Genomic DNA, 18,242 nt, shown 5'->3' with positions numbered 1-18,242 from the left:
AAATTTATATAAATCAGTGGGATAGAGTTGTTATACTCCCAATTTTCGAAAGTGGTAGTATAATGGTTATACTACTACTATGTGTTTCTGGGAGTATAACCATGCAACAGTATTTGGATCAGGCAACTATGAACGCCTACAGCGACTTGCTGGCCGCCTGTCGTCAACCCGCTTTTGATGGTACGGGCCTCTCATTCAGCACCAAAAGCGTGCGCGGAAAATCCTATGTCTATACCAATACCAAAGTTGGTCGGGTGCCCGTCCAGCGTTACCTGGGACCTGACAACGCCGAAACACATCAACTGATCGAAAAAGAAAAGTCTCTCTGGGCCCAAAACGAAAAGGACCAGAAGGTTCGGGCACGCCTGGTTGACATGGTGCTGGCCGGGGGAATGCGAGGGATGCCGCCGCAGGAGGGTAAAATTCTTAGAATGCTGGAGCGTGCCGGGGTATTTCTGGCGGGTGGGATACTGGTAGGCACACCGGCTTTTAATGCCATTGGAGCGGCAATGGGAGTGAATTGGAGCGCGCAGTTTGAAACCCGGGACATGGACATCGCCGTCGATAACCCCCTGCCCGTCGCGATCGGAAACGATCCGATAGACCTAAAAAGGATTTTGGAGGATTCTGGCATGGGCTTTATCGAGATTCCCATGCTCAACCGCAAGAGTCCGGCCACCAGTTTTAAGATTACGGGCGGGGAGTACATTGTCGAATTGCTCACCCCCGAGCGTGGCAAACCCGCTAAAGGCCCCATTCATATACACGCTTTTAATGCTGCGGCGGAACCGTTGAGGTACCTGGACTATTTGTTGGAAGAGGTGCAATCCGTTGCATTGCCATATGGTATTGGTATTCTTGTGAATGTGCCTGACCCAGCCCGCTTTGCCTTGCACAAACTGGTGGTCAGCCAACGCCGGTCTTCCATTGAGATTGCAAAGTCCGCCAAGGATGTGGATCAAGCACAACAATTGTTGGAGATACTGATGGATACACGCCCCGGTGCGGTTTATTCGGCGCTGGAAGCTGCCGAGTCGATAGCGGGCAAGTTTATTAAACAGATGCGTGTTGCTGCGAAGAGGCTTCCTCCGCAAATTGCGACGGAATTGCTTCACTGACGGGAGAGAAAAGACACCGATATTGCGGAACCTGAATCTGCGTCGGAGTTTCATCGAAAGATTACCGTTGTGGTATCCAACTCTGGCAGGTCGGTGTTGACCTCACGAGAGGGGAAATTTCGCAACTGATTTTGCGTGGCCATTCGTCGATGTTCTCTATTTTCATTGATTCGCTGAGTTGCAGTGCCAGTACCAACCTTGATGCCGACCCGCTGGAGGCGTATCACAGTCGTAACAACGGTTAGCCGACAACCCCCTGTGCGATCATCTATAATTTTCCTAACGTGCGACGGGTTCCTGTGGTCCGTCAGACAATAGGGTCCGCCAATGAGCGATATCAACAACTTACGAATCCATTTTTATGGTGTACAGGGCAGTGGCTCCATTTTCCCTTCGCTGAGTGAACGCAAAGCCACGCAAGACCATATGGATCGGGAGCTGCTGGCCTGTATCTTCGCCGATCTGGAGCAATACGTCGGCAAAGACGGTCGAATATCCGCCCGTGTCGAAGAAATCATCGGTGGGCCACCTACGCCTAATAATCTGTTGAACTATAGAGACAGGTTTAATATTCCAAGTCCACGGGTTTACGGTGGCTGGACCACCTGCGTACATGTTGAGACGGCTGATGGGGCCGATATCGTCTTTGACTGTGGCAGCGGCTTTCGTGTGTGTGCCGACAATCTGGTGCGTAAATGGGGAGACCGGGAAAAGCGGGAACTGTATATTTTTGGCAGTCATTCTCATTACGATCATACTGAGGGATTTGATCAGGCGGCGGTGTGCTTTGACCCGCGCAATCACATTCATATTTCCGCCAACCGCACATATCTGCGAGCCCTGGATCAGAATCTGGGTATCTTTACCCATCACGTGGATTCCAGCCACAAAGGCGTGGTAACCCCACTTTACTATGAGCTGATGCCGGCCAAATTCTATTCCTGTGAGATACGGGATCTGGCTCAGGAACCTCCATCGGCGGATGGTGATGCGCTGGCCAACCGCTACCACGATTTAAACAGCAGTTTTCAGATAGGAGAGACCTGTATACAACCCTTTGAGGTGTTTCACCCCAGCCCTTGCCTGGCTTATCGGGTTGAACGCAGGGGAAAGGTGTTTGTGTTCTGCACCGATCACGAACTTCGGCGTGGAGACGACCCGACTGATCCCAGGCAACGTGACAGTCTCGAAGCGGAAGCCCGCCTGCGTGAGCACAGTCGCGATGCTGACGTGCTCTATCGCGACGGTCAGTTTCTGCAGGCTGAATACGATGGATTTCAGGGGATTGGCAGCCCGGTCGGCGTGTCGCGTCTCGATTGGGGCCACAGTTGCATTGAGGATGTGATTGACATGGCGGTTGAGTGCCGGGTAAAGAGCACCTATATTGGCCATCATGATCCCAATCGCGACTGGTCGGAGCGCAACTGGTTTGATGAAACCCTGAGGCGCAAAAGCGAGCAATCGGGATATCATCTGCAGCTTGCTCAGGCAGAAACGGTTATTGATCTATGAAACTATAATAGTTTTCGCGCGAGGGAAAGGAAGGCGGTATTAACGTTCTCACCCGTCTTGGCGCTGGACCTGATTATATCCGTGTTGAAAGGTTCAAACGCAGTGCTTATCTCTTCATCGGTAATTTCCCACTCCAAATCTGATTTATTGACCACCGGGATAAAGGGAAGCCCGGGAATCTGTTCTTCAATGTCACTGATCAGTTCCATTGCGCATCTCAGGGACTGTGCTCGGGTGCCGTCAATCACTAACAAATATCCCGAGGCGCCGCGAATATAGCTCGCGGGCACTGAAAAGGTTTCTTCAGCGCCAGCGATATCCCATAGCATCAGTTTAATATCCCCACCGTCGATTGTGACGATCTTTTGATCGACTTTAACCCCCAGTGTCGATTGGTATTTTTCGTCATAGATACTGTGTACAAATTGCTGTACCAGGCTGGTCTTGCCAACGCCCCACATACCTAACAAGGCGATTTTTTTTGATTTCATCGTCTCGGCCCAATAGTGTGACGCTTGTAGAGATCAGTTTAGGCCTTAAGCGTAGAGTTTTCCTCTCGATAGGAGCCTATGGCTCTCCTTGCCTGTCAGGGGGACATTCTCAATAGTCCATCGAATCTGCCAGTGCCTCCATCACAGCTACTGCCAGTCGTTCGCCCAGCAGTGTATGTTTACCACAGTATTCGACCACGGGTTGAGCCCTGTGGCCGCTATCATTCACGGCGTTAATAAAGGCGATGGCGTCGGTACCGGTTCCCGTAGCAATGCGCTGTGAAACCGGGCTCAACACGGTGCGCTCTTGCAGTGCGGCTGCCTTGGCCTCGGTCGCGATCATCACCGCTTCAACCATAGCCGCCGGTGTAAACAGCGCGGAGCTGATGATCGCCAGGTTGATGGTGCCGACTTCCGTGACCGGTTCGAAAACAGGGTGGTGATCGGCCTTATCACCGGCACGCCGGGCATTTTCCATTCCACTGGTGAGCAGGACACACAGGCTCACGCCCTGCAGTACCACCTGTTTTACGCGCATAGAACGCATGGAGGCCGCCGTCATCATGCCCACCAGGTTTCCCTGCCAGCCCTGGCGTTGGCAAAAGGATTTCAATGTCTGTGCGGGGGTGGTTTCGTCTGAGTCATCATAGTCGTGCGGATTGACCCGCAAGTTTACAAAGTGGTCGGCCCAGGCGAGGCCCCCGCCGAGGACAGCTGAGCTGAGCACTTGCCTGGGCTGTTCCAGCGCCAGGTGTATGTATTGATCGGTTTGAGTGAGCCAAACACCCTCGATCAGTGGTTTATAGGAAGAAGGGGTGCGCATAAGGTCAAAAGCTCGGATGTCTCGATAGGTGTTCAGCATTTATCATATCAATAAATCTTTCTAAATCAATGGGTTATATCTATCCGAGCTGTTGGATACCAATGGGTGAAAAATAAGAGTGTTGCAAACCGACCAAGCGGTTTGTATACTCCTTCTCACTCTGAAACAGACCCGACCCCGGAAGCCAGGCTATGTCCCCAGTTCGCGATCCCGATGTGACCCGCCAGAAGATCCTGGAGGTGGCCGCCGAAGAGATGCGCGTGCATGGGTATAAGGCTGCCAGCCTGTCGGAGATTCTGTCCAAGGCAGAGGTGTCCAAGGGCGCGCTCTATCACCATTTTGCCAATAAGCAAGAGCTTGGCTACGCGGTGTTTGAGGAGTTGTACGCAGAGGAGTGCCTGTCTCGCTGGCGAGGTGCCCTGGCGCAGGAGGATGTACTCGATGGCATCTGCCATATGTTGTCGGATTTCGAGGACCAATGCAGTGATGAAGACATTGCCTGCGGTTGCCCGGTAAATACCATCTCCCAGGAGATGGCCGCCGTGGATGACGGTTTTCAGAAACAGACGTTCAACATGTACCAGCGTCAGGCCCGGATGATTGAGGAAGCGCTGCTGCGAAGCTCGGAGCAGGGGCTGGTCAAATCCGGTATCGATTGTGAACAGACGGCGCTGTTTATTGTTGCCGGATTTCAAGGCATCGCCAGTATGATGAAGGCGAGCCGCTCCCGCGAGACTTTGCATAAACTGCACGCCGGTCTTGCTGATTACGTACAACATCTTCGGGCCTGAAAGCCTGCCGCCTCTAGTCCTTAGGGGCAAAAAATTTACCCCACAACATACCGCGCAGTCGGTTTGGTGTGGGTTTGTTCAGACCGAGCGGTCGGTTTGAAGAAGGTATCAGAACCATATGACACAAACTGCAAAGCTCTTCAGAAGGAGGTAATGCGATGCAATCCCCCCAAGACTGGGTCAGCCGCTATGCGGACTGGCTGATTCGACGGCGCTGGCTCATTCTTATCGGCGCACTATTGTTGGCACTGATGGCCGCCAGTGGCGCCCGCCTGATCGGATTTAACAACGACTACCGGGTTTTCTTCAGTGAAGACAATCCCCAGCTGCAGGAGTTTGAGCAACTGCAGCGCACCTACACCAAAGTCGACAATATTCTGTTTGCCGTAGAGCCACTGGACGGTGATGTATTTTCCCCCGATGTATTGGAAGCCGTGGAGGCGCTCACCGCTCAGGCTTGGCACTTGCCTTACTCCCTGAGAGTGGATTCGATCACTAACTACCAGCACACCTATGCCGAGGGTGACGATCTGGTGGTGCAGGATCTGGTGGAGAATGCCAGTGGCTACAGTCGTGGAGAGTTGGGTGAGGTAAAAACAGTCGCCCTGAGCGAGCCGCTGCTGGCTCAGCGCCTGATTAATGCTGACGGCTCGGTTACCGGCGTTAATGTCACCTTTCAGATGCCGCAAAAGAGCCTGGACGAGGCGCCCACCGCGGTTGCCGCTGCCCGCCTGTTGGCGGAGGAAATCGAAGATCGCTACAGCGTGCAGGTACATATGACCGGCATGGTGATGTTGTCGAACGCGTTTTTTGAATCGGCCATGTCCGACATGAGCACGCTGGTGCCGATCATGTATGGCGTGATTATTCTGATTACCTTCCTTCTGGTTCGTTCGGTCAGTGCCACTATTGCAGCGTTGACTGTGATTGTTCTGTCGATGATGTCGGGCATGGGGTTGGCGGGGTACCTCGGGATTCAGCTATCGCCGCCGTCGTCTTCTGCGACCACAATCATTATGACCCTGGCAGTGGCGGATTCGATCCACATACTGGTGACTTTATTCGCGGGCATGCGCCAGGGCTTGAGCAAACACGACGCTATTCGCCAGAGTTTGAAGCTCAATATGGGCCCGGTGTTTCTTACCTCGGTGACCACTGCGATTGGCTTTCTTTCAATGAATTTCAGCGATGCACCGCCATTTCATGACCTCGGCAATATCACGGCCATTGGCGTGATGGCGGCGTTTATTTTGTCGGTAACGCTGCTGCCGGCGCTGATGGCGGTACTGCCTGCCAAGGCCGCCAAGGGATCGTCCAGACTCGGTCTCAGCATGGACCGTTTGGCGGATTTTGTGGTGGCTCGCCAGCGTTTTATTTTGTTCGGTAGTCTTGTGTTCTCCCTGGCGTTGCTCAGTATGATTCCGCTCAATCACGTGGAGGATGACTTTCTTAACTACTTCGATGAATCCCAGGAGTTTCGACGCGACTCGGATTTTATCAACGAGCGTCTGACCGGCGTTTACCAGCTGCAGTATTCATTGAAAAGTGGTCAAAATAACGGTGTCAGTGACCCTGAGTTTTTGCAAAAGCTGCAGGCGTTTACCGATTGGCTGCGTACGCAACCGGAGGTGCGTCATGTCAACACCATCAGCGATACCTTTGCGCGCCTGAACAAAAACCTGCACGGGGATGACGAAAGTTACTATCGCTTACCTCAAGACCCGGAGCTGGCGGCGCAGTATTTATTGCTCTATGAATTGTCGCTGCCCTATGGGCTGGACCTTAATAACCAACTGAATGTGAGTAAATCCTCTACCCAGGTGATTGTGACCCTGAACAATGCCGGTTCAACTCAACTGAAAGACATTGCTGAGCGTGGCAGCCAATGGCTTAAGCAGAATGCGGGACTTGAAGCTTATGGGGTCGGGCCCTCTATTATGTTTGCCTATATTGCTGACCGCAATATTCAGGGCATGCTGGTGGGCACCCTGGTGGCCATGGTGTTGATCTCATTGCTGATCGGGTTTGCGCTGCGCAGTGTCAAACTCGGCGTACTCAGTTTGATCCCCAATCTGTTGCCCGCCGGCCTGGCTTTTGGCCTCTGGGGAGGATTGGTCGGTGAAGTCAATGTGGCGGTTTCCATGGTGACCGGCATGGCACTGGGTATTGTTGTGGATGACACTGTGCACTTTCTCAGTAAGTACCTGCGCGCCCGCCGCGAGCAGGGTCTGGATTCGCAAGAGGCGGTGCGCCACACCTTCTCGACGGTAGGCGTGGCCATTGTGGTGACGTCATTGATATTGGTAGCGGGTTTTGCCGTGTTGGCGCAATCTTCGTTCGGTATGAACTCTAATATGGCGATATTAACGGCTATTGCCATCGGTATGGCGCTGGTTGCGGACTTCCTGCTGCTGCCTGTGCTGCTGATGAAGCTCGATCGCAAGCCGCTTTCTCCCACTTCGACTCAAGTTATTTCTCACTCTTCAGATAAGGAGCAAGACTATGATCCGCAATTGGCCTAAGCCCCGTACCCTGATTCGTTTCGCCGCGCTGCTGACATTGGCGGCGATGACACAGGCGGAGCCGACATCTCTGTCAGCGTCGCAGCAATTGGGGCTGGAAATCGCCCGGGAGGCGGACCGCCGCGACCTTGGATTTGGCGACAACGCATCAGAATTGACCATGACTCTGCGCAACCAATACGGTGAAGAAAGCGTGCGACGCATGCGCAACAAAACCCTGGAGCAGAATGACGACGGTGATAAATCGCTGATCGTGTTTGACAACCCCCGTGATGTAAAAGGCACCGCCTTTTTGTCTTTCACGCATAAAGCCGGTGCAGACGACCAGTGGTTGTACCTGCCGGCCTTGAAGCGGGTCAAACGTATTGCTTCCAGTAACAAGTCCGGACCGTTTATGGGTAGTGAGTTCGCCTATGAGGATATTTCCTCACAGGAAGTGGAGAAGTACAGCTACAACTTCCTGCGCAACGAGAGCTTCAATGGTCGCAATCACTTTGTCATTGAGCGTGATCCGGTAGATCCCAAATCCGGCTATTCGCGCCAGGAAGTATGGCTGGACACCGAGGAATATCGCGTCTGGAAAGTGGATTACTACGACCGCAAGGGCGATCTCCTAAAGACCTTGACCCTGAGCGATTACCAGCAGTATCTCAATAAATACTGGCGCGCCGACCACTGGCTGATGCAAAACCATCAGACCGGTAAGAGCACCGAGCTGAGCTACAAGGGCTGGCGTTTCGCTAACGGCTATCGCGACCGTGACTTTACCAAAAACAGTCTGGCGCGAGCCAAATAATCGGACAGCACAATGGTTAACGTCTTTTCCTTATCAAAAAAAAGGGTCAGCAGCCTCCTTGGGGGGCTGCTGTTGGCGCTGGCAGGGCAGAGTTATGGGAATGAACTCACCGGCTATCTGGCAGTGGAGTCTCGCTCCTTTTTTTCCGATGCCCTATACACTGACCAGAGTGATTATGGCGCATCCGCGTCGGCCGAAGTTGAGTACTACCATGACTGGGACGACTACCGTCAGCGCTTTGTCGCCACGGCCTATGCGCGTTGGGATCCTGAAGACAGTGAACGCAGCCATGGGGATATTCGTGAGCTTTATTGGTGGCGGGAGTTCGAGGAGTTTGAAGTTTATGCCGGGGTGCGCAAGGTTTTTTGGGGCGTTACGGAGACTGTCCACTTGGTGGATGTGATCAACCAGGACGATGCTGTGGAGAATCTCGATGGCGAAGATAAACTTGGCCAACCTATGATCAGTGTGCTGATGGAGCGGGACTGGGGTACGTTGGAGGCGTTTGCTTTATTGGGATTTCGTGAGCGTGCGTTTGCCGGAGACAACGGCCGACTGCGCGGGCCCTTGGTTGTCGACGATGACAAGGCGCTGTACCAGTCCGGTGCCGGAGACAAACACATTGATCTGGCGCTGCGCTGGAGTCAGGTGTTTGGCGATTGGGACCTGGGGGTGAGTCATTTTATGGGCACAGCCCGTGATCCGCAGTTGTTGCTTGACGCAGGCGCGGCAGCTTCCGAGCAATCTCAACCCCTGGGTCTTCGTCCTTACTACGCTCAAATCCAACAAACGGGTCTTGATGTACAAGCCACTCTCGGCGATTGGCTCTGGAAGCTGGAAGCCATCTCCGTCAAGCAAAAGGGCGAAGACCGCCAGAGTGCGGCGGTGGGTGGTTTTGAATACACCTTTGTAGGAATTTCAGATTCCGCGGCCGACCTGGGGGTGTTGCTGGAATATCAGTTTGACGATCGTCGCGGGTTAACCGAAACGACCGCGCAAAATGACATTGCCTTGGGGGCAAGATGGGTGCTCAATGATATTCAGAGCACTGAAGTGCTGGCGGCTCTGAGTGTGGATCTCGACAACGGCAGCCGCTTTGCCAGCGTCGAAGCCAGCCGCCGCCTCGGTGACAAGTGGTTGCTGGAGGCGGAGCTGCGTTTGTTTAGCAATACTGCTGACGACGACCCGGCCTATACCCTGCGCGACGACGATTATCTGCAGCTGGAATTACGGCGGTATTTCTGAGTGCCTGAATCTTAGGATTTTCTTCCCGCGTAGGTCGGATTAGCTCCGCTTCGCGGAGCGTAATCCGACGGTTCCGCTGGTGTTGTTCGTTGGCTGCGGCCCGGTTTTTAACACCCTGGGATGTTGCTGTAACAGGCGGTTTATAGGCGGCCGCCGCCAATTTAAACCTTCGGCGGATTACGGCTTCGCCTAATCCGCCCTACATTCGCGCGGCCGTTGCAGACATTATCGAATGCCCATCGTGCCCTGAACCAGGATTATGAACTTCCGGTTATGGCACTTTTCTGCCTACTCATTCCAGCTTTACGCTTCCTGCAGGTCAATAGTTCGAGCTTCAAATCATCTTTCGAACACTCTCGTTGGGGATGTAGGGAGCTGCGGATTCGTCCAACGCCTGAAACTCAAACTGGCGGTTGATGGGATTGATCCACTGCTTGGCCCTTGGCAACAGCTCGCGATCATCAGACTGCATACGACCACGGGCGACGATAATACCCATGTCCGCACCGAGGTAGCTGTATTCACCCTCACCATAGACTCGCAAATAAAAGGCGTCTTCTTCGTCACCCACGTTATTCCAGTCGATGCTTTGGCGCACATACTCTATTTCACCGTCGTCGCCCATACGCCAAATACCGGATTTTGGTGCTTTGGTGATGAGTCTCACTTGATCTTCGGTATGCTTCAATACCAGCTGAGTCCAGCTGCCAAAATCCGCCCAGCGGCTTTGAACCAGATCGTAATCAAACTCAAAATCGACATCCATAAACTCCAGCAAGTGGAACAGCATCAAGGGCGCGCCACCGTACTTGGATGTGACCAGATTGGTTAGCGGGCTGGCACCGCTGATCCGAGGATTGATTTCACCCAGGTAAACTTCCCCATCGTCGGTGTCCACCAGGTAGTCAAAGCAAAAGGCGCCGCGATAACCCTGTTCATAAAGCTTGTCTCCCATGGCCTTAACCATGGAGATAATCTTCTCCCGCTGCTTGCCGGCCAACAGTCCCGGAATAATGTCGTTGCCGCACCATCCGCCTTTGTAGGGAGTCAGCTCGGCGTAGCCGGTAATGTCGGTTTGCAGTGGCCCGACCAAGGTGCCGCAACGGGTTGCCACAGCCTCAACGGTACCGGGAACATGGTTGATGTATTTCATCACCTTCAGGGTTTCGCCAACGATATTGTCTGCGTGTTTATCCCAGTCTTCACGGTTGCGAATAAAAAATGTGGTTTTGCCGGAGTCGCCGTAGGGTGTTTGTACCACCAGGTTTTCGCCCAGACGCGCCTCTGTTGCCAATTCCATCAGCGCGTCGTAAGTGTCGGCGGTAACGTCAACCAGGTTGGGGGCACTGGGAACACCTGCTTCATTGGCCAGTTGCGTTGTCACGATTTTCGAGTCGATATGCTTGCGCAGACTGGCCGGAGGCAGTGCCATCTCCAGGCCAAGACGCTTGGCGATGGCTTCGGTCTCTTCATCAAACATCACTGTCAGCAGTTTGCCGCCACCTCCATTGGCTTCGAGCAGATCGGAGGTCTGCTTGTGGCTCAATAGGTAGTTGACCATATCCTCCATCGATTGAAATTCCCGTTCGCCTTCCAGCTTGGGATTGGTGATGCGAAAATGACCGCCGTCAAACGAGTCGAAAAAGGTGACGTATTTAAAACTCTGCACCCATTGGCCTATGCCTAACACGTTGTAGGCAGTGGGCGAAACAAAGTAGATCGGTGTTTTGTTCTTGCGGAAGAAGCGATAAATGTCAGACAGGCCTTGTAGCTTATTCTCGTTGGTCATAGTCAGGTCCTCTACCTTCGGGTTCAGGTTTGGTGAACACCACTTTGTCATGAGGTTCACCATCCATGTGCCTACGCTATAAGTTATATTGAATAGTGGATGTGGCATTCTTGTTCGCTGAATTGATCAAATGACAGCACCAGATTTTGATGCGGCCACAGGTATTGAACTTGCCCTGTGGCCGGAAAATAGGCGGCGGTATAAAGTGTTCCGGACGGATATAGCTGGTGTGGGCGATACAGTGGCGGTTGCAGAAAACAAAGCGCGGTTTCCTGCGCGGACAGATCCGATCGCGCCGATAGCGCATTCAAGGCGTCGAGGCGAATCTGTGAATCCTCCAAAAACAGTGCCGTGTCACCACTGACCGGCCCCCTTTGATTGGTGGAGGTGGTGACCTGCCCAACGCTTATATCCTGGCCGGGGGCGACAAACACCGTCGCGTGAGCGCCGGTCTGGTCTAGCAGCGCGATGTTGTAATCCAGATGAATTGGAATACGGCGAAGTACCGCGATCGCTTCGTTAACCGTGTTACAGGTTTCCAAAATGTATCGCAAGACTATGGTGACGGCGAATCCGTCACCTTGAAGTTTATGACCTCCATAGGCAATAGACAGGGCAAGCCCGGCGTCATTCATGCCGTCGAGTACACCCCAGACACCGTCGGCCATGGTAATGACTTGTTTGTCCAGCCATTGGGTATGCAACACGGTACCTTCACACAGAATGGGCGGGAAATCGTAGTTTCGAACAAGCGCTGTCTGTTCCCGAAACGCAATCAATTGGGAGCAACCGGAGTAAAAAGGGGGTGGTTGGTAAAGGCTCAGATAACGCGCCTGGAGATCATCAGCGTCCACCAGCTTCAGTATCTGTTTGTAAATCGGAAACAGTTCCGGCATGTAATGCTTAACGGCGTCCACGCATTCGAGGTAAGTGGGTCTGGCCGACTCACCTTCGTCGAGGTACCAGGCCCGATAGGCGGGCCAGTTGTTGTCGAACAGGCGACGGAATTTTTCGCCCGGAACGGCTTCCTTAATAACTTCGAACTTCAGATCTTGCATTGGAGTTGCGCCTCCAGTAAGACGATGCTGAGTGTCCGCCAGCGACCCGTCAGGTCAGGGCCGCCTCGGTGATAATAGCATCAGTACTTGTGGCAATACCCACCGGCGAGTTGTCCCAATCGATAATGTGTTCCAGGCTTTCGGCAAGATTAAGTATCGCGGCATCGGTTCCTCTGGGGCCGGAGATCTGCAGGGACAGGGGCAGATCATCATCTCCCAATCCCAAGGGCAGCGCACAGGCGGGCATACCGGTCAGATTGGCATCATAGAGAAAGCTGGCCCAGTCCAGCCACGGGAACTCAATTGACTGACCGCCAATGGTATCGGGATGGCGTTGGCCGTGCTTGAATGCCTCAAAACCCAAGGTGGGGGTCAAGAAGAAGTGGGTTCCATTGCGTTCAAACATCTGACCATAGGCGGCGTCAATAGTGGCGCGATGCGCCTCGGCTGCTGCGAATTCCTCCGCACTCAGTTCTGCGCCAAAACTCATCATCTCCAGAGTGTTTGGATCAAGCCCCTCCAGTGGAGCGGGTTTCTGCTGCTGGAAACTCCAGGAATCGTAGTGGGCGGACGTTGCCCAGGCGATAACAGAAGAGGGCAGGTTGGGTTGATCGTGGATCAGATGCGCACCGGCCGCTTCCAGGCGGATTAACAGGTCACGAAACATGCGCCGGGCATCGTCGTCCAAAGGAGCAAAACCCAGGTCTTCCGAGACAATAATGCGCTGACCCTGCAGCGGCATTGGCCCTGAATTGTGAGCCTGAAGGTCATCCAGATACGGGAATTCCTCATTGTTAGCCGCCAGCACGGAATACATCAGCCGGGCATCGGCAACGCTGCGAGCCATAGGACCGTAGGAAACCAAGGTGCTCCAGGAGGGGAAGCAGGGCTGGCGGGGTACAGCTTTGAATGATGGCTTAAATCCGACGATGCCGCAAAACGCCGCCGGAATGCGGATGGAACCGCCGCCGTCACCTCCGAGAGACAAGGTCCCCGCACCGGCCGCCACCGCCGCACCGGCACCGCCAGAGGAGCCACCGCAGGTGCGCTCAGCGTTCCATGGGTTAGAGGTCAATCCATAAAGGGACGATTCGGTGATGCCCTGCAGGCTGAACTCGGGGCAGGTGGTCTTGGCGAAGATCACCGCTCCAGCCTGTTCTAATCTGCTGACCGACTCGGAGGTTTCATCCGGAATAAAATCGGTCAATGTGTGCGAGCCGTTGGCGCAGGGTAATCCGGCCAACCACTGGGAATCTTTGATGGTAATGGGCAAGCCACAGAGCGGACCGCCCAGCCCCTGAGCCAATTGCGCGTCTGCTTCCCGTGCTGCCTCTCGGGCTCTGTCATAGAGTTTGACGGCAAAGGGGTTGAAGGCTTCAGACACACGTTCTGAGTGTTGAATGGTTTCTTCAAGCAGCTCTGCTGCCGAAATGCGCTTCTCGCGCAGTGCTTGGAGCAGCTCTACGGCTGTACAGGCAATCATACTCATCTAGCTATCTCATCCACTTGTGGCGCCCTACACCTTGGACCATAATGTATGCCTATTTTGAGCAAATGACAACACCATGGACCATGATGTATGACAATTTGAGCCTTGAGACCTTTTTGGGCATCGCCGGAACGGTCACTCAGGCAGAACTTCCCCTGGTGCGCAGCCAGGGGCGACTGGGGGACTATGCGGTGGTCTATCGTATTTATCGCAATAAACTCGGAGGTGGATTTGGCGACCAGAGCAAGCGCCCCTACGCCTGGGCGATATTGGTCTATATAGATGGCGTACCTCTGCGCTTGAACAGCGCCAGGGGGGAGTGCCGTGAGTGGTCAAATCTTGACGGTGCCGCTCAGTGGCTGACTGGTCAGGGGTTTACCTACTGGTGGACCCGCAATGACCTGGAGGTGCCTGAGCCCGACTTGTCTGAAGAGGAAGAGGGGTAATCTGCTAAAGACAGGGTAAGGTTATTTCCATTCAATAAGCATCGCCGCTTTGGTTTTCCCGGCAGTGGGTCGCCTGACTCGCAGGCCAAAGCGGATTCTTTCGCAGCATTAAATCATTCCTTTGTTTCGGCCATTTTTGACTGAGGGCGCCCCTTTGTCTTGTGTCTAAGAGTTAGGTTGCAGGCGGCCACGGTTTTCGGGTTAATGTAGATAAGTGAATATATTCTCACTTATTTAAAAGTTTAAAATGATGATTCCTTCACTTTTAAATAAATAAAAAGTAAATAAAAACAGTTACTTATAATATTTTATATTTTAAGTTGTTGACTTTGTTCTGCATGAGGGTAGGGTATATATTGAAGTTTGTGATATTTAATAAATATAAATACCCACGAGGAAGAGCCCTGTTATGAAGACTTCAAGATTTCCCCAATCGCTCCTGTATACGGCGGTGATGATCTGCGTCGGCAGTTCACCATTAGCCTGGGGTTTAGATACTCTCCAGATCGAGGAGGTGGTGGTTACTGCGCAAAAGAGAGCAGAGAGTATTCAGGATGTGCCCATTGCAATATCCGCTTTTTCCGCAGAAGAACTCCGTAATACCGGAGCTTCAAGTCTTCAGGATCTGACCGACTATGTTTCGGGTGTGGAGCTGTTTGACGATCGTGGGTCCGGTCAGCCTACCTGGGTTATTCGAGGTGTGGGGCTGGCGGATTTCAACTCAAACAATACACCCACGGCAGCAATCTACGACGATGAGTTTTACCTGATCTCCAATGTGATGGGTGGAATTGGCCTGTTTGACACTGAACGGGTGGAAGTCCTCAAAGGCCCACAGGGCGGCGTGTATGGCCGCAATACGACAGGTGGCGCGGTACGAGTATTGTCTACCCAGCCTTCGTTGGATGAGTCAGATGGTTATCTGACCGCCTCATACGGACGTTGGGGCCGTTACCATCTGGAGGGAGCGTTCGGTGCGCCCATTTCAGACACAGTGGCTTATCGCATTGCGGCTAAGACAGAGCAGGCAGGGGGATGGCAGGATAGCCTGGCCACACCCGGCGATGATGAGTACGGGGACCGGGATTTCTCCGCACTGAAAGCCCAGTTGCTGATTCAGCCCAGTGATGAGCTGAAGATCTGGTTGAAAGTAAACGCTGGTGAGGACAATTCTGAAACGACATTGGGTCAGGCGGTTGGTGCTTATGATCTGAATACTGGCGGCTTCTGTGGTGCTGTACAAAGTGGTCGGCGCGATCAAGCCAGCTGTGCCACTTTTGCATCCCTGACTGACTCCATTATCGGTGGTCCTGGTGGACTAAACCCGGCGGAGCAGAACGACGATGGCTCCAGCACACTTTCCAACCCTGTTAATGAACTGGACAACTCGTGGATGGGTATTACTGCTCGAATCGATTGGGATTGGGAAAAGGTAACGCTGACTTCCATTACCGGATACCTGCAATACGACAATCGTTTCGTGTATGACTTTGATGCGACCGAGCGAGTCTTTTTAACCGAGAATGGAGACGCGGAAATCCAGTCCTGGTCGCAGGAGTTTCGTTTTACATCGACCTCGGATGGTGTTCTTCACTGGATAGCTGGTGTGGTTATCGCCGGGGAGCAGAACGATGAATTTCGAATTGCCCACCACGACGATAATGTGTTGTTTCAAGCCGCGTTCTCCTGTGATGAATCGGGGACTGTTTGCGATCCTCGATTTCCGTTTTCCAGTTTTCAATCCAGCCGCGGCTTTTCACAGGAAGGCGAATCCTGGGCTGTCTATGGGCAGGCTGATTACGAGTTGAGTGATACGGTGACTGTCAACGGATCACTGCGTTACACCAAGGAAGATAAAGAGTTGGATGGTGGGTTTCTGAATGCCAGATCCAATGGTTATTTCCTCCATCAGGGAACCAGTGCCGACTACGAACTGGAAAAAAACTGGTCGGGTCATATCGGTATCGATTGGACTCCCACCAACAATTCTCTCATTTACGCCAAAGCCACGAGAGGTTTTAAATCCGGTGGTTTTTATGGGGGCTTCGCCATTACGCCACAGGACCTTCAGCCCTATCGCGAAGAAGTGGTTTTGGCCTATGAAGTGGGGTTCAAAACTGACTGGCTGGATCGTCGTCTGCGCATCAATGGCAGTGCCTATTTTTATGATTATCGGGATGTACAAGGTTTCGTCACCGGTTTTGACGAAACCCTGGGTACCATTCTGACCAAACTGGGTAACCTGGGAGATGCGGAGCACACTGGCGTTGAACTGGAGGCTCAGTGGATACCCGAGTCTGTCGAGGGATTGAGTTTCGCCGCCAGCCTGGCGTGGCTGGACGCTGAATTTACCGACTCGGATAGCGTGATCCTGTCCCAAGACGGTACCCCCGCTAGCGTGGAAGGTTTACAGCGTGCGACAGCTCCTGAATGGAGTTATACCTTCCAAACCCGATACGAGCGCAGTATTGCTGATAACCTGCTTCTGGGGGCGCAATTAAATTACAGTTATCGCTCAGATGTGAATCCATCCGGCTCCTACGCCGGGGTGCTGGATCGTGGTTTGAATCCCCACGATGGTTACGACCTGATTAACGCGAGGGTGTCGATTGGCACCGAGGAAGAGCGCTGGAGTGTGTCATTGGTTGGTCGCAATCTTGCCAACGAGGACTATGTGGTGAGTTCGTCGACCGACGACCTGGGAAGCTTCAACGATGTACCCGGTCTGCCGCGCAGTTGGTCTGTGGAGCTGGATTACCGATTCTGAGAACACTCATTTCCTTAAACGAATGACACATCATTTTAACCTCCGTAGCCGCGGGCTCTGAGAGCCTGCCCCGCGTTATCGGGTACCGCGACCGGTCGCCCTCGGAGCGGGCTGCTACAGAGAATACAGAGATAAGCGGACGCAATTAATGAAAAAACTACTGACAGCCACGGCTGCTTTTGCCAGTATACTGACGGCATCCTGCGGCACGATTCAATCAACGGAACAAGTACAAGCCTTTCAGCATTGCTCGGGCAAGCAGTTCATGTCGCTGAGCGACGATGTTCGTCCCGAATGTTTCCGTCATGCTCACGAGGTGTTTCCGTCGAGCCGAATTGAAAAGGGAGACTGGATCAGTGAATTCTCCCGGAGTGACAAGCGTCTAGAGTTCACTTATCAATATAATGGTGAAAACTTTTCGTTGAGTGATTTTGCTCATCGAAATCTCACAACAGGAATCCTGGTGGCGAAAGGGGAGGCGATCCTGCACGAGGAGTATTTTCTTGGTGCTGACGAAAACTCGCTGTTTACCTCATTCTCCGTTGGCAAGTCGATCGTCAGCACCCTGGTTGGGCTCGCCATTGAGGACGGCTATATCGACTCCATTGATGATAAGCTGACCAAATACCTCCCTCACTACAGCCATTCGGGATACAAGGACGTGACGGTCAAGCAGGCACTGCAAATGTCATCGGGGGTTAAGTTCGATGAGGCCTACGATGTCAGCGGTAAGGTCTCTGAGTTTTCCCGTTTGTTTAATGGCGCGATCATTGATCGAACCGCGAGTTTTAGCGAAGTGATGAGCAGTTTGGAGGGGGTGCATCAACCAGGGAGTGTCTTCAATTATTCGAGTGGCGAAAGTTCCGTGTTGAGCGAGTTGGTGATTGCCGCCACCGGAAAGAGTGCCTCCAGCTACCTGTCCGAAAAGATATGGTCACAAATCGGCATGGAAAAAGACGCTTATTGGTGGGTGGATAAGGAAGGTAAGGAGTTTGGAGCCGGCAGCTTAAGCATATCCTTGCGCGACTACGCACGTTTCGGTTTGGTAATGCTCAATAAGGGTAAATTTTCCGGCAAGCGCGTTCTGTCTGAAGCCTGGGTTGACGAAGCGACAACCGCCGATGCCGATCACTTGCAGCCGGGCCAGCTCTATGAGGGCTTTCCTCTCGGCTATCAATATCAGTGGTGGACCTTCCCCGGTGGTGAATCCCACCCCTATTCTGCTCTTGGGGTTTACGGACAATATGTCTATGTTAATCCGGCGTCTGAGCTCGTAGTCGTTATTACCAGTGCCTGGCCGGAGCCGGAGAATCCCCAACGGGATGCGGAAACCTTTGCCCTGTTTGCCGCTATCGAGCACTCTATTGAATAATCCCTCGAACAAAAGCTGCCCTG

At 53.1% G+C, this 18,242-nt stretch carries 14 protein-coding genes; 9 read left to right on the top strand and 5 right to left on the bottom strand.

All coding sequences use genetic code 11. The features are described from left to right. The first annotated feature begins 101 nt into the window (after positions 1-101). Together HBA55_RS00865 and HBA55_RS00860 are read left to right on the top strand one after the other, a co-directional pair. A complete protein-coding gene (locus HBA55_RS00865) occupies positions 102-1,118 on the top strand; it encodes a GSU2403 family nucleotidyltransferase fold protein (protein WP_166985548.1) in 1,017 nt (338 codons plus the stop codon). Positions 1,119-1,445: 327 nt separating this feature from the next. Continuing rightward, complete coding sequence (locus tag HBA55_RS00860) at positions 1,446-2,630, top strand: MBL fold metallo-hydrolase (protein WP_166985545.1); 1,185 nt, start codon at positions 1,446-1,448, stop codon at positions 2,628-2,630. 2 nt (positions 2,631-2,632) lie between these two features. On the opposite strand, the gene HBA55_RS00855 is transcribed toward HBA55_RS00860, so the two are convergent. Both HBA55_RS00855 and HBA55_RS00850 read right to left on the bottom strand, forming a co-directional pair. Then, the gene (locus HBA55_RS00855; RefSeq protein WP_166985542.1) at positions 2,633-3,121 is read right to left on the bottom strand and encodes a Rab family GTPase; all 489 of its coding nucleotides are present in this window, start codon (positions 3,119-3,121) and stop codon (positions 2,633-2,635) included. Between the two features lie 109 nt (positions 3,122-3,230). Next, positions 3,231-3,983 carry an adenosylcobinamide amidohydrolase gene (locus HBA55_RS00850; protein ID WP_166985539.1) on the bottom strand — a complete coding sequence of 251 codons (753 nt, stop codon included), beginning with the start codon at positions 3,981-3,983 and terminating at the stop codon, positions 3,231-3,233. A gap of 152 nt (positions 3,984-4,135) precedes the next feature. On the opposite strand from HBA55_RS00850, the gene HBA55_RS37720 reads away from it, so the two are divergent. From HBA55_RS37720 to HBA55_RS00830, 4 genes are all read left to right on the top strand, one after another. After that, a complete protein-coding gene (locus HBA55_RS37720; protein WP_166985536.1) occupies positions 4,136-4,735 on the top strand; it encodes a TetR/AcrR family transcriptional regulator in 600 nt (199 codons plus the stop codon). Between the two features lie 158 nt (positions 4,736-4,893). Next, a complete protein-coding gene (locus tag HBA55_RS00840; protein ID WP_166985532.1) occupies positions 4,894-7,257 on the top strand; it encodes an efflux RND transporter permease subunit in 2,364 nt (787 codons plus the stop codon). Beyond that, the gene (locus HBA55_RS00835; protein ID WP_166985529.1) at positions 7,238-8,053 is read left to right on the top strand and encodes an outer membrane lipoprotein-sorting protein; all 816 of its coding nucleotides are present in this window, start codon (positions 7,238-7,240) and stop codon (positions 8,051-8,053) included. The genes HBA55_RS00840 and HBA55_RS00835 overlap by 20 nt, the downstream gene beginning before the upstream one ends. A 12-nt stretch (positions 8,054-8,065) precedes the next feature. Next, positions 8,066-9,298, top strand: a complete 1,233-nt coding sequence (locus HBA55_RS00830) for a hypothetical protein (RefSeq protein WP_166985526.1) — start codon at positions 8,066-8,068, stop codon at positions 9,296-9,298. 334 nt (positions 9,299-9,632) lie between these two features. On the opposite strand, the gene HBA55_RS00825 is transcribed toward HBA55_RS00830, so the two are convergent. The 3 genes from HBA55_RS00825 to HBA55_RS00815 form a co-directional block, all read right to left on the bottom strand. Next, entirely contained in the window at positions 9,633-11,087 is a 1,455-nt protein-coding gene (locus HBA55_RS00825) for an ATP-binding protein (protein WP_166985523.1), read from the bottom strand. 83 nt (positions 11,088-11,170) lie between these two features. Beyond that, positions 11,171-12,145 (bottom strand): C45 family autoproteolytic acyltransferase/hydrolase, encoded by a 975-nt coding sequence (locus HBA55_RS00820; protein WP_166985520.1) that lies wholly within the window; start codon positions 12,143-12,145, stop codon positions 11,171-11,173. 49 nt (positions 12,146-12,194) lie between these two features. Then, complete coding sequence (locus tag HBA55_RS00815) at positions 12,195-13,634, bottom strand: amidase (RefSeq protein ID WP_166985517.1); 1,440 nt, start codon at positions 13,632-13,634, stop codon at positions 12,195-12,197. 65 nt (positions 13,635-13,699) lie between these two features. Here HBA55_RS00815 and HBA55_RS00810 point away from each other — a divergent pair, with 65 nt between their 5' ends. From HBA55_RS00810 to HBA55_RS00800, 3 genes are all read left to right on the top strand, one after another. Next, a complete protein-coding gene (locus HBA55_RS00810; protein ID WP_166985514.1) occupies positions 13,700-14,080 on the top strand; it encodes a hypothetical protein in 381 nt (126 codons plus the stop codon). A gap of 409 nt (positions 14,081-14,489) precedes the next feature. Then, on the top strand, positions 14,490-16,847 hold the full coding sequence (locus HBA55_RS00805) for a TonB-dependent receptor (protein WP_166985511.1): 2,358 nt from the start codon (positions 14,490-14,492) through the stop codon (positions 16,845-16,847). 148 nt (positions 16,848-16,995) lie between these two features. Beyond that, a complete protein-coding gene (locus HBA55_RS00800) occupies positions 16,996-18,219 on the top strand; it encodes a serine hydrolase domain-containing protein (protein WP_166985508.1) in 1,224 nt (407 codons plus the stop codon). Positions 18,220-18,242: the final 23 nt, after the last annotated feature.

The organism is Pseudomaricurvus alkylphenolicus (genome assembly GCF_011683955.1).
GTDB lineage: Bacteria > Pseudomonadota > Gammaproteobacteria > Pseudomonadales > Cellvibrionaceae > Pseudomaricurvus > Pseudomaricurvus alkylphenolicus.
Note: the sequence above shows the minus strand (reverse complement) of the source record. Positions and strands in the feature narration are given on the sequence as shown.

Excerpts from the sequence above, each read along its gene's own strand:
- HBA55_RS00835 (WP_166985529.1), top strand. The coding sequence starts at position 7,238 with ATGATCCGCAATTGGCCTAAGCCCCGTACCCTGATTCGTTTCGCCGCG.
- HBA55_RS00865 (WP_166985548.1), top strand. The coding sequence starts at position 102 with ATGCAACAGTATTTGGATCAGGCAACTATGAACGCCTACAGCGACTTG.
- HBA55_RS00830 (WP_166985526.1), top strand. The coding sequence starts at position 8,066 with ATGGTTAACGTCTTTTCCTTATCAAAAAAAAGGGTCAGCAGCCTCCTT.
- HBA55_RS00810 (WP_166985514.1), top strand. The coding sequence starts at position 13,700 with ATGACAACACCATGGACCATGATGTATGACAATTTGAGCCTTGAGACC.
- HBA55_RS37720 (WP_166985536.1), top strand. The coding sequence starts at position 4,136 with ATGTCCCCAGTTCGCGATCCCGATGTGACCCGCCAGAAGATCCTGGAG.
- HBA55_RS00850 (WP_166985539.1), bottom strand. The coding sequence starts at position 3,983 with ATGCTGAACACCTATCGAGACATCCGAGCTTTTGACCTTATGCGCACC.
- HBA55_RS00805 (WP_166985511.1), top strand. The coding sequence starts at position 14,490 with ATGAAGACTTCAAGATTTCCCCAATCGCTCCTGTATACGGCGGTGATG.
- HBA55_RS00860 (WP_166985545.1), top strand. The coding sequence starts at position 1,446 with ATGAGCGATATCAACAACTTACGAATCCATTTTTATGGTGTACAGGGC.
- HBA55_RS00840 (WP_166985532.1), top strand. The coding sequence starts at position 4,894 with ATGCAATCCCCCCAAGACTGGGTCAGCCGCTATGCGGACTGGCTGATT.
- HBA55_RS00820 (WP_166985520.1), bottom strand. The coding sequence starts at position 12,145 with ATGCAAGATCTGAAGTTCGAAGTTATTAAGGAAGCCGTTCCGGGCGAA.
- HBA55_RS00800 (WP_166985508.1), top strand. The coding sequence starts at position 16,996 with ATGAAAAAACTACTGACAGCCACGGCTGCTTTTGCCAGTATACTGACG.
- HBA55_RS00855 (WP_166985542.1), bottom strand. The coding sequence starts at position 3,121 with ATGAAATCAAAAAAAATCGCCTTGTTAGGTATGTGGGGCGTTGGCAAG.
- HBA55_RS00825 (WP_166985523.1), bottom strand. The coding sequence starts at position 11,087 with ATGACCAACGAGAATAAGCTACAAGGCCTGTCTGACATTTATCGCTTC.
- HBA55_RS00815 (WP_166985517.1), bottom strand. The coding sequence starts at position 13,634 with ATGAGTATGATTGCCTGTACAGCCGTAGAGCTGCTCCAAGCACTGCGC.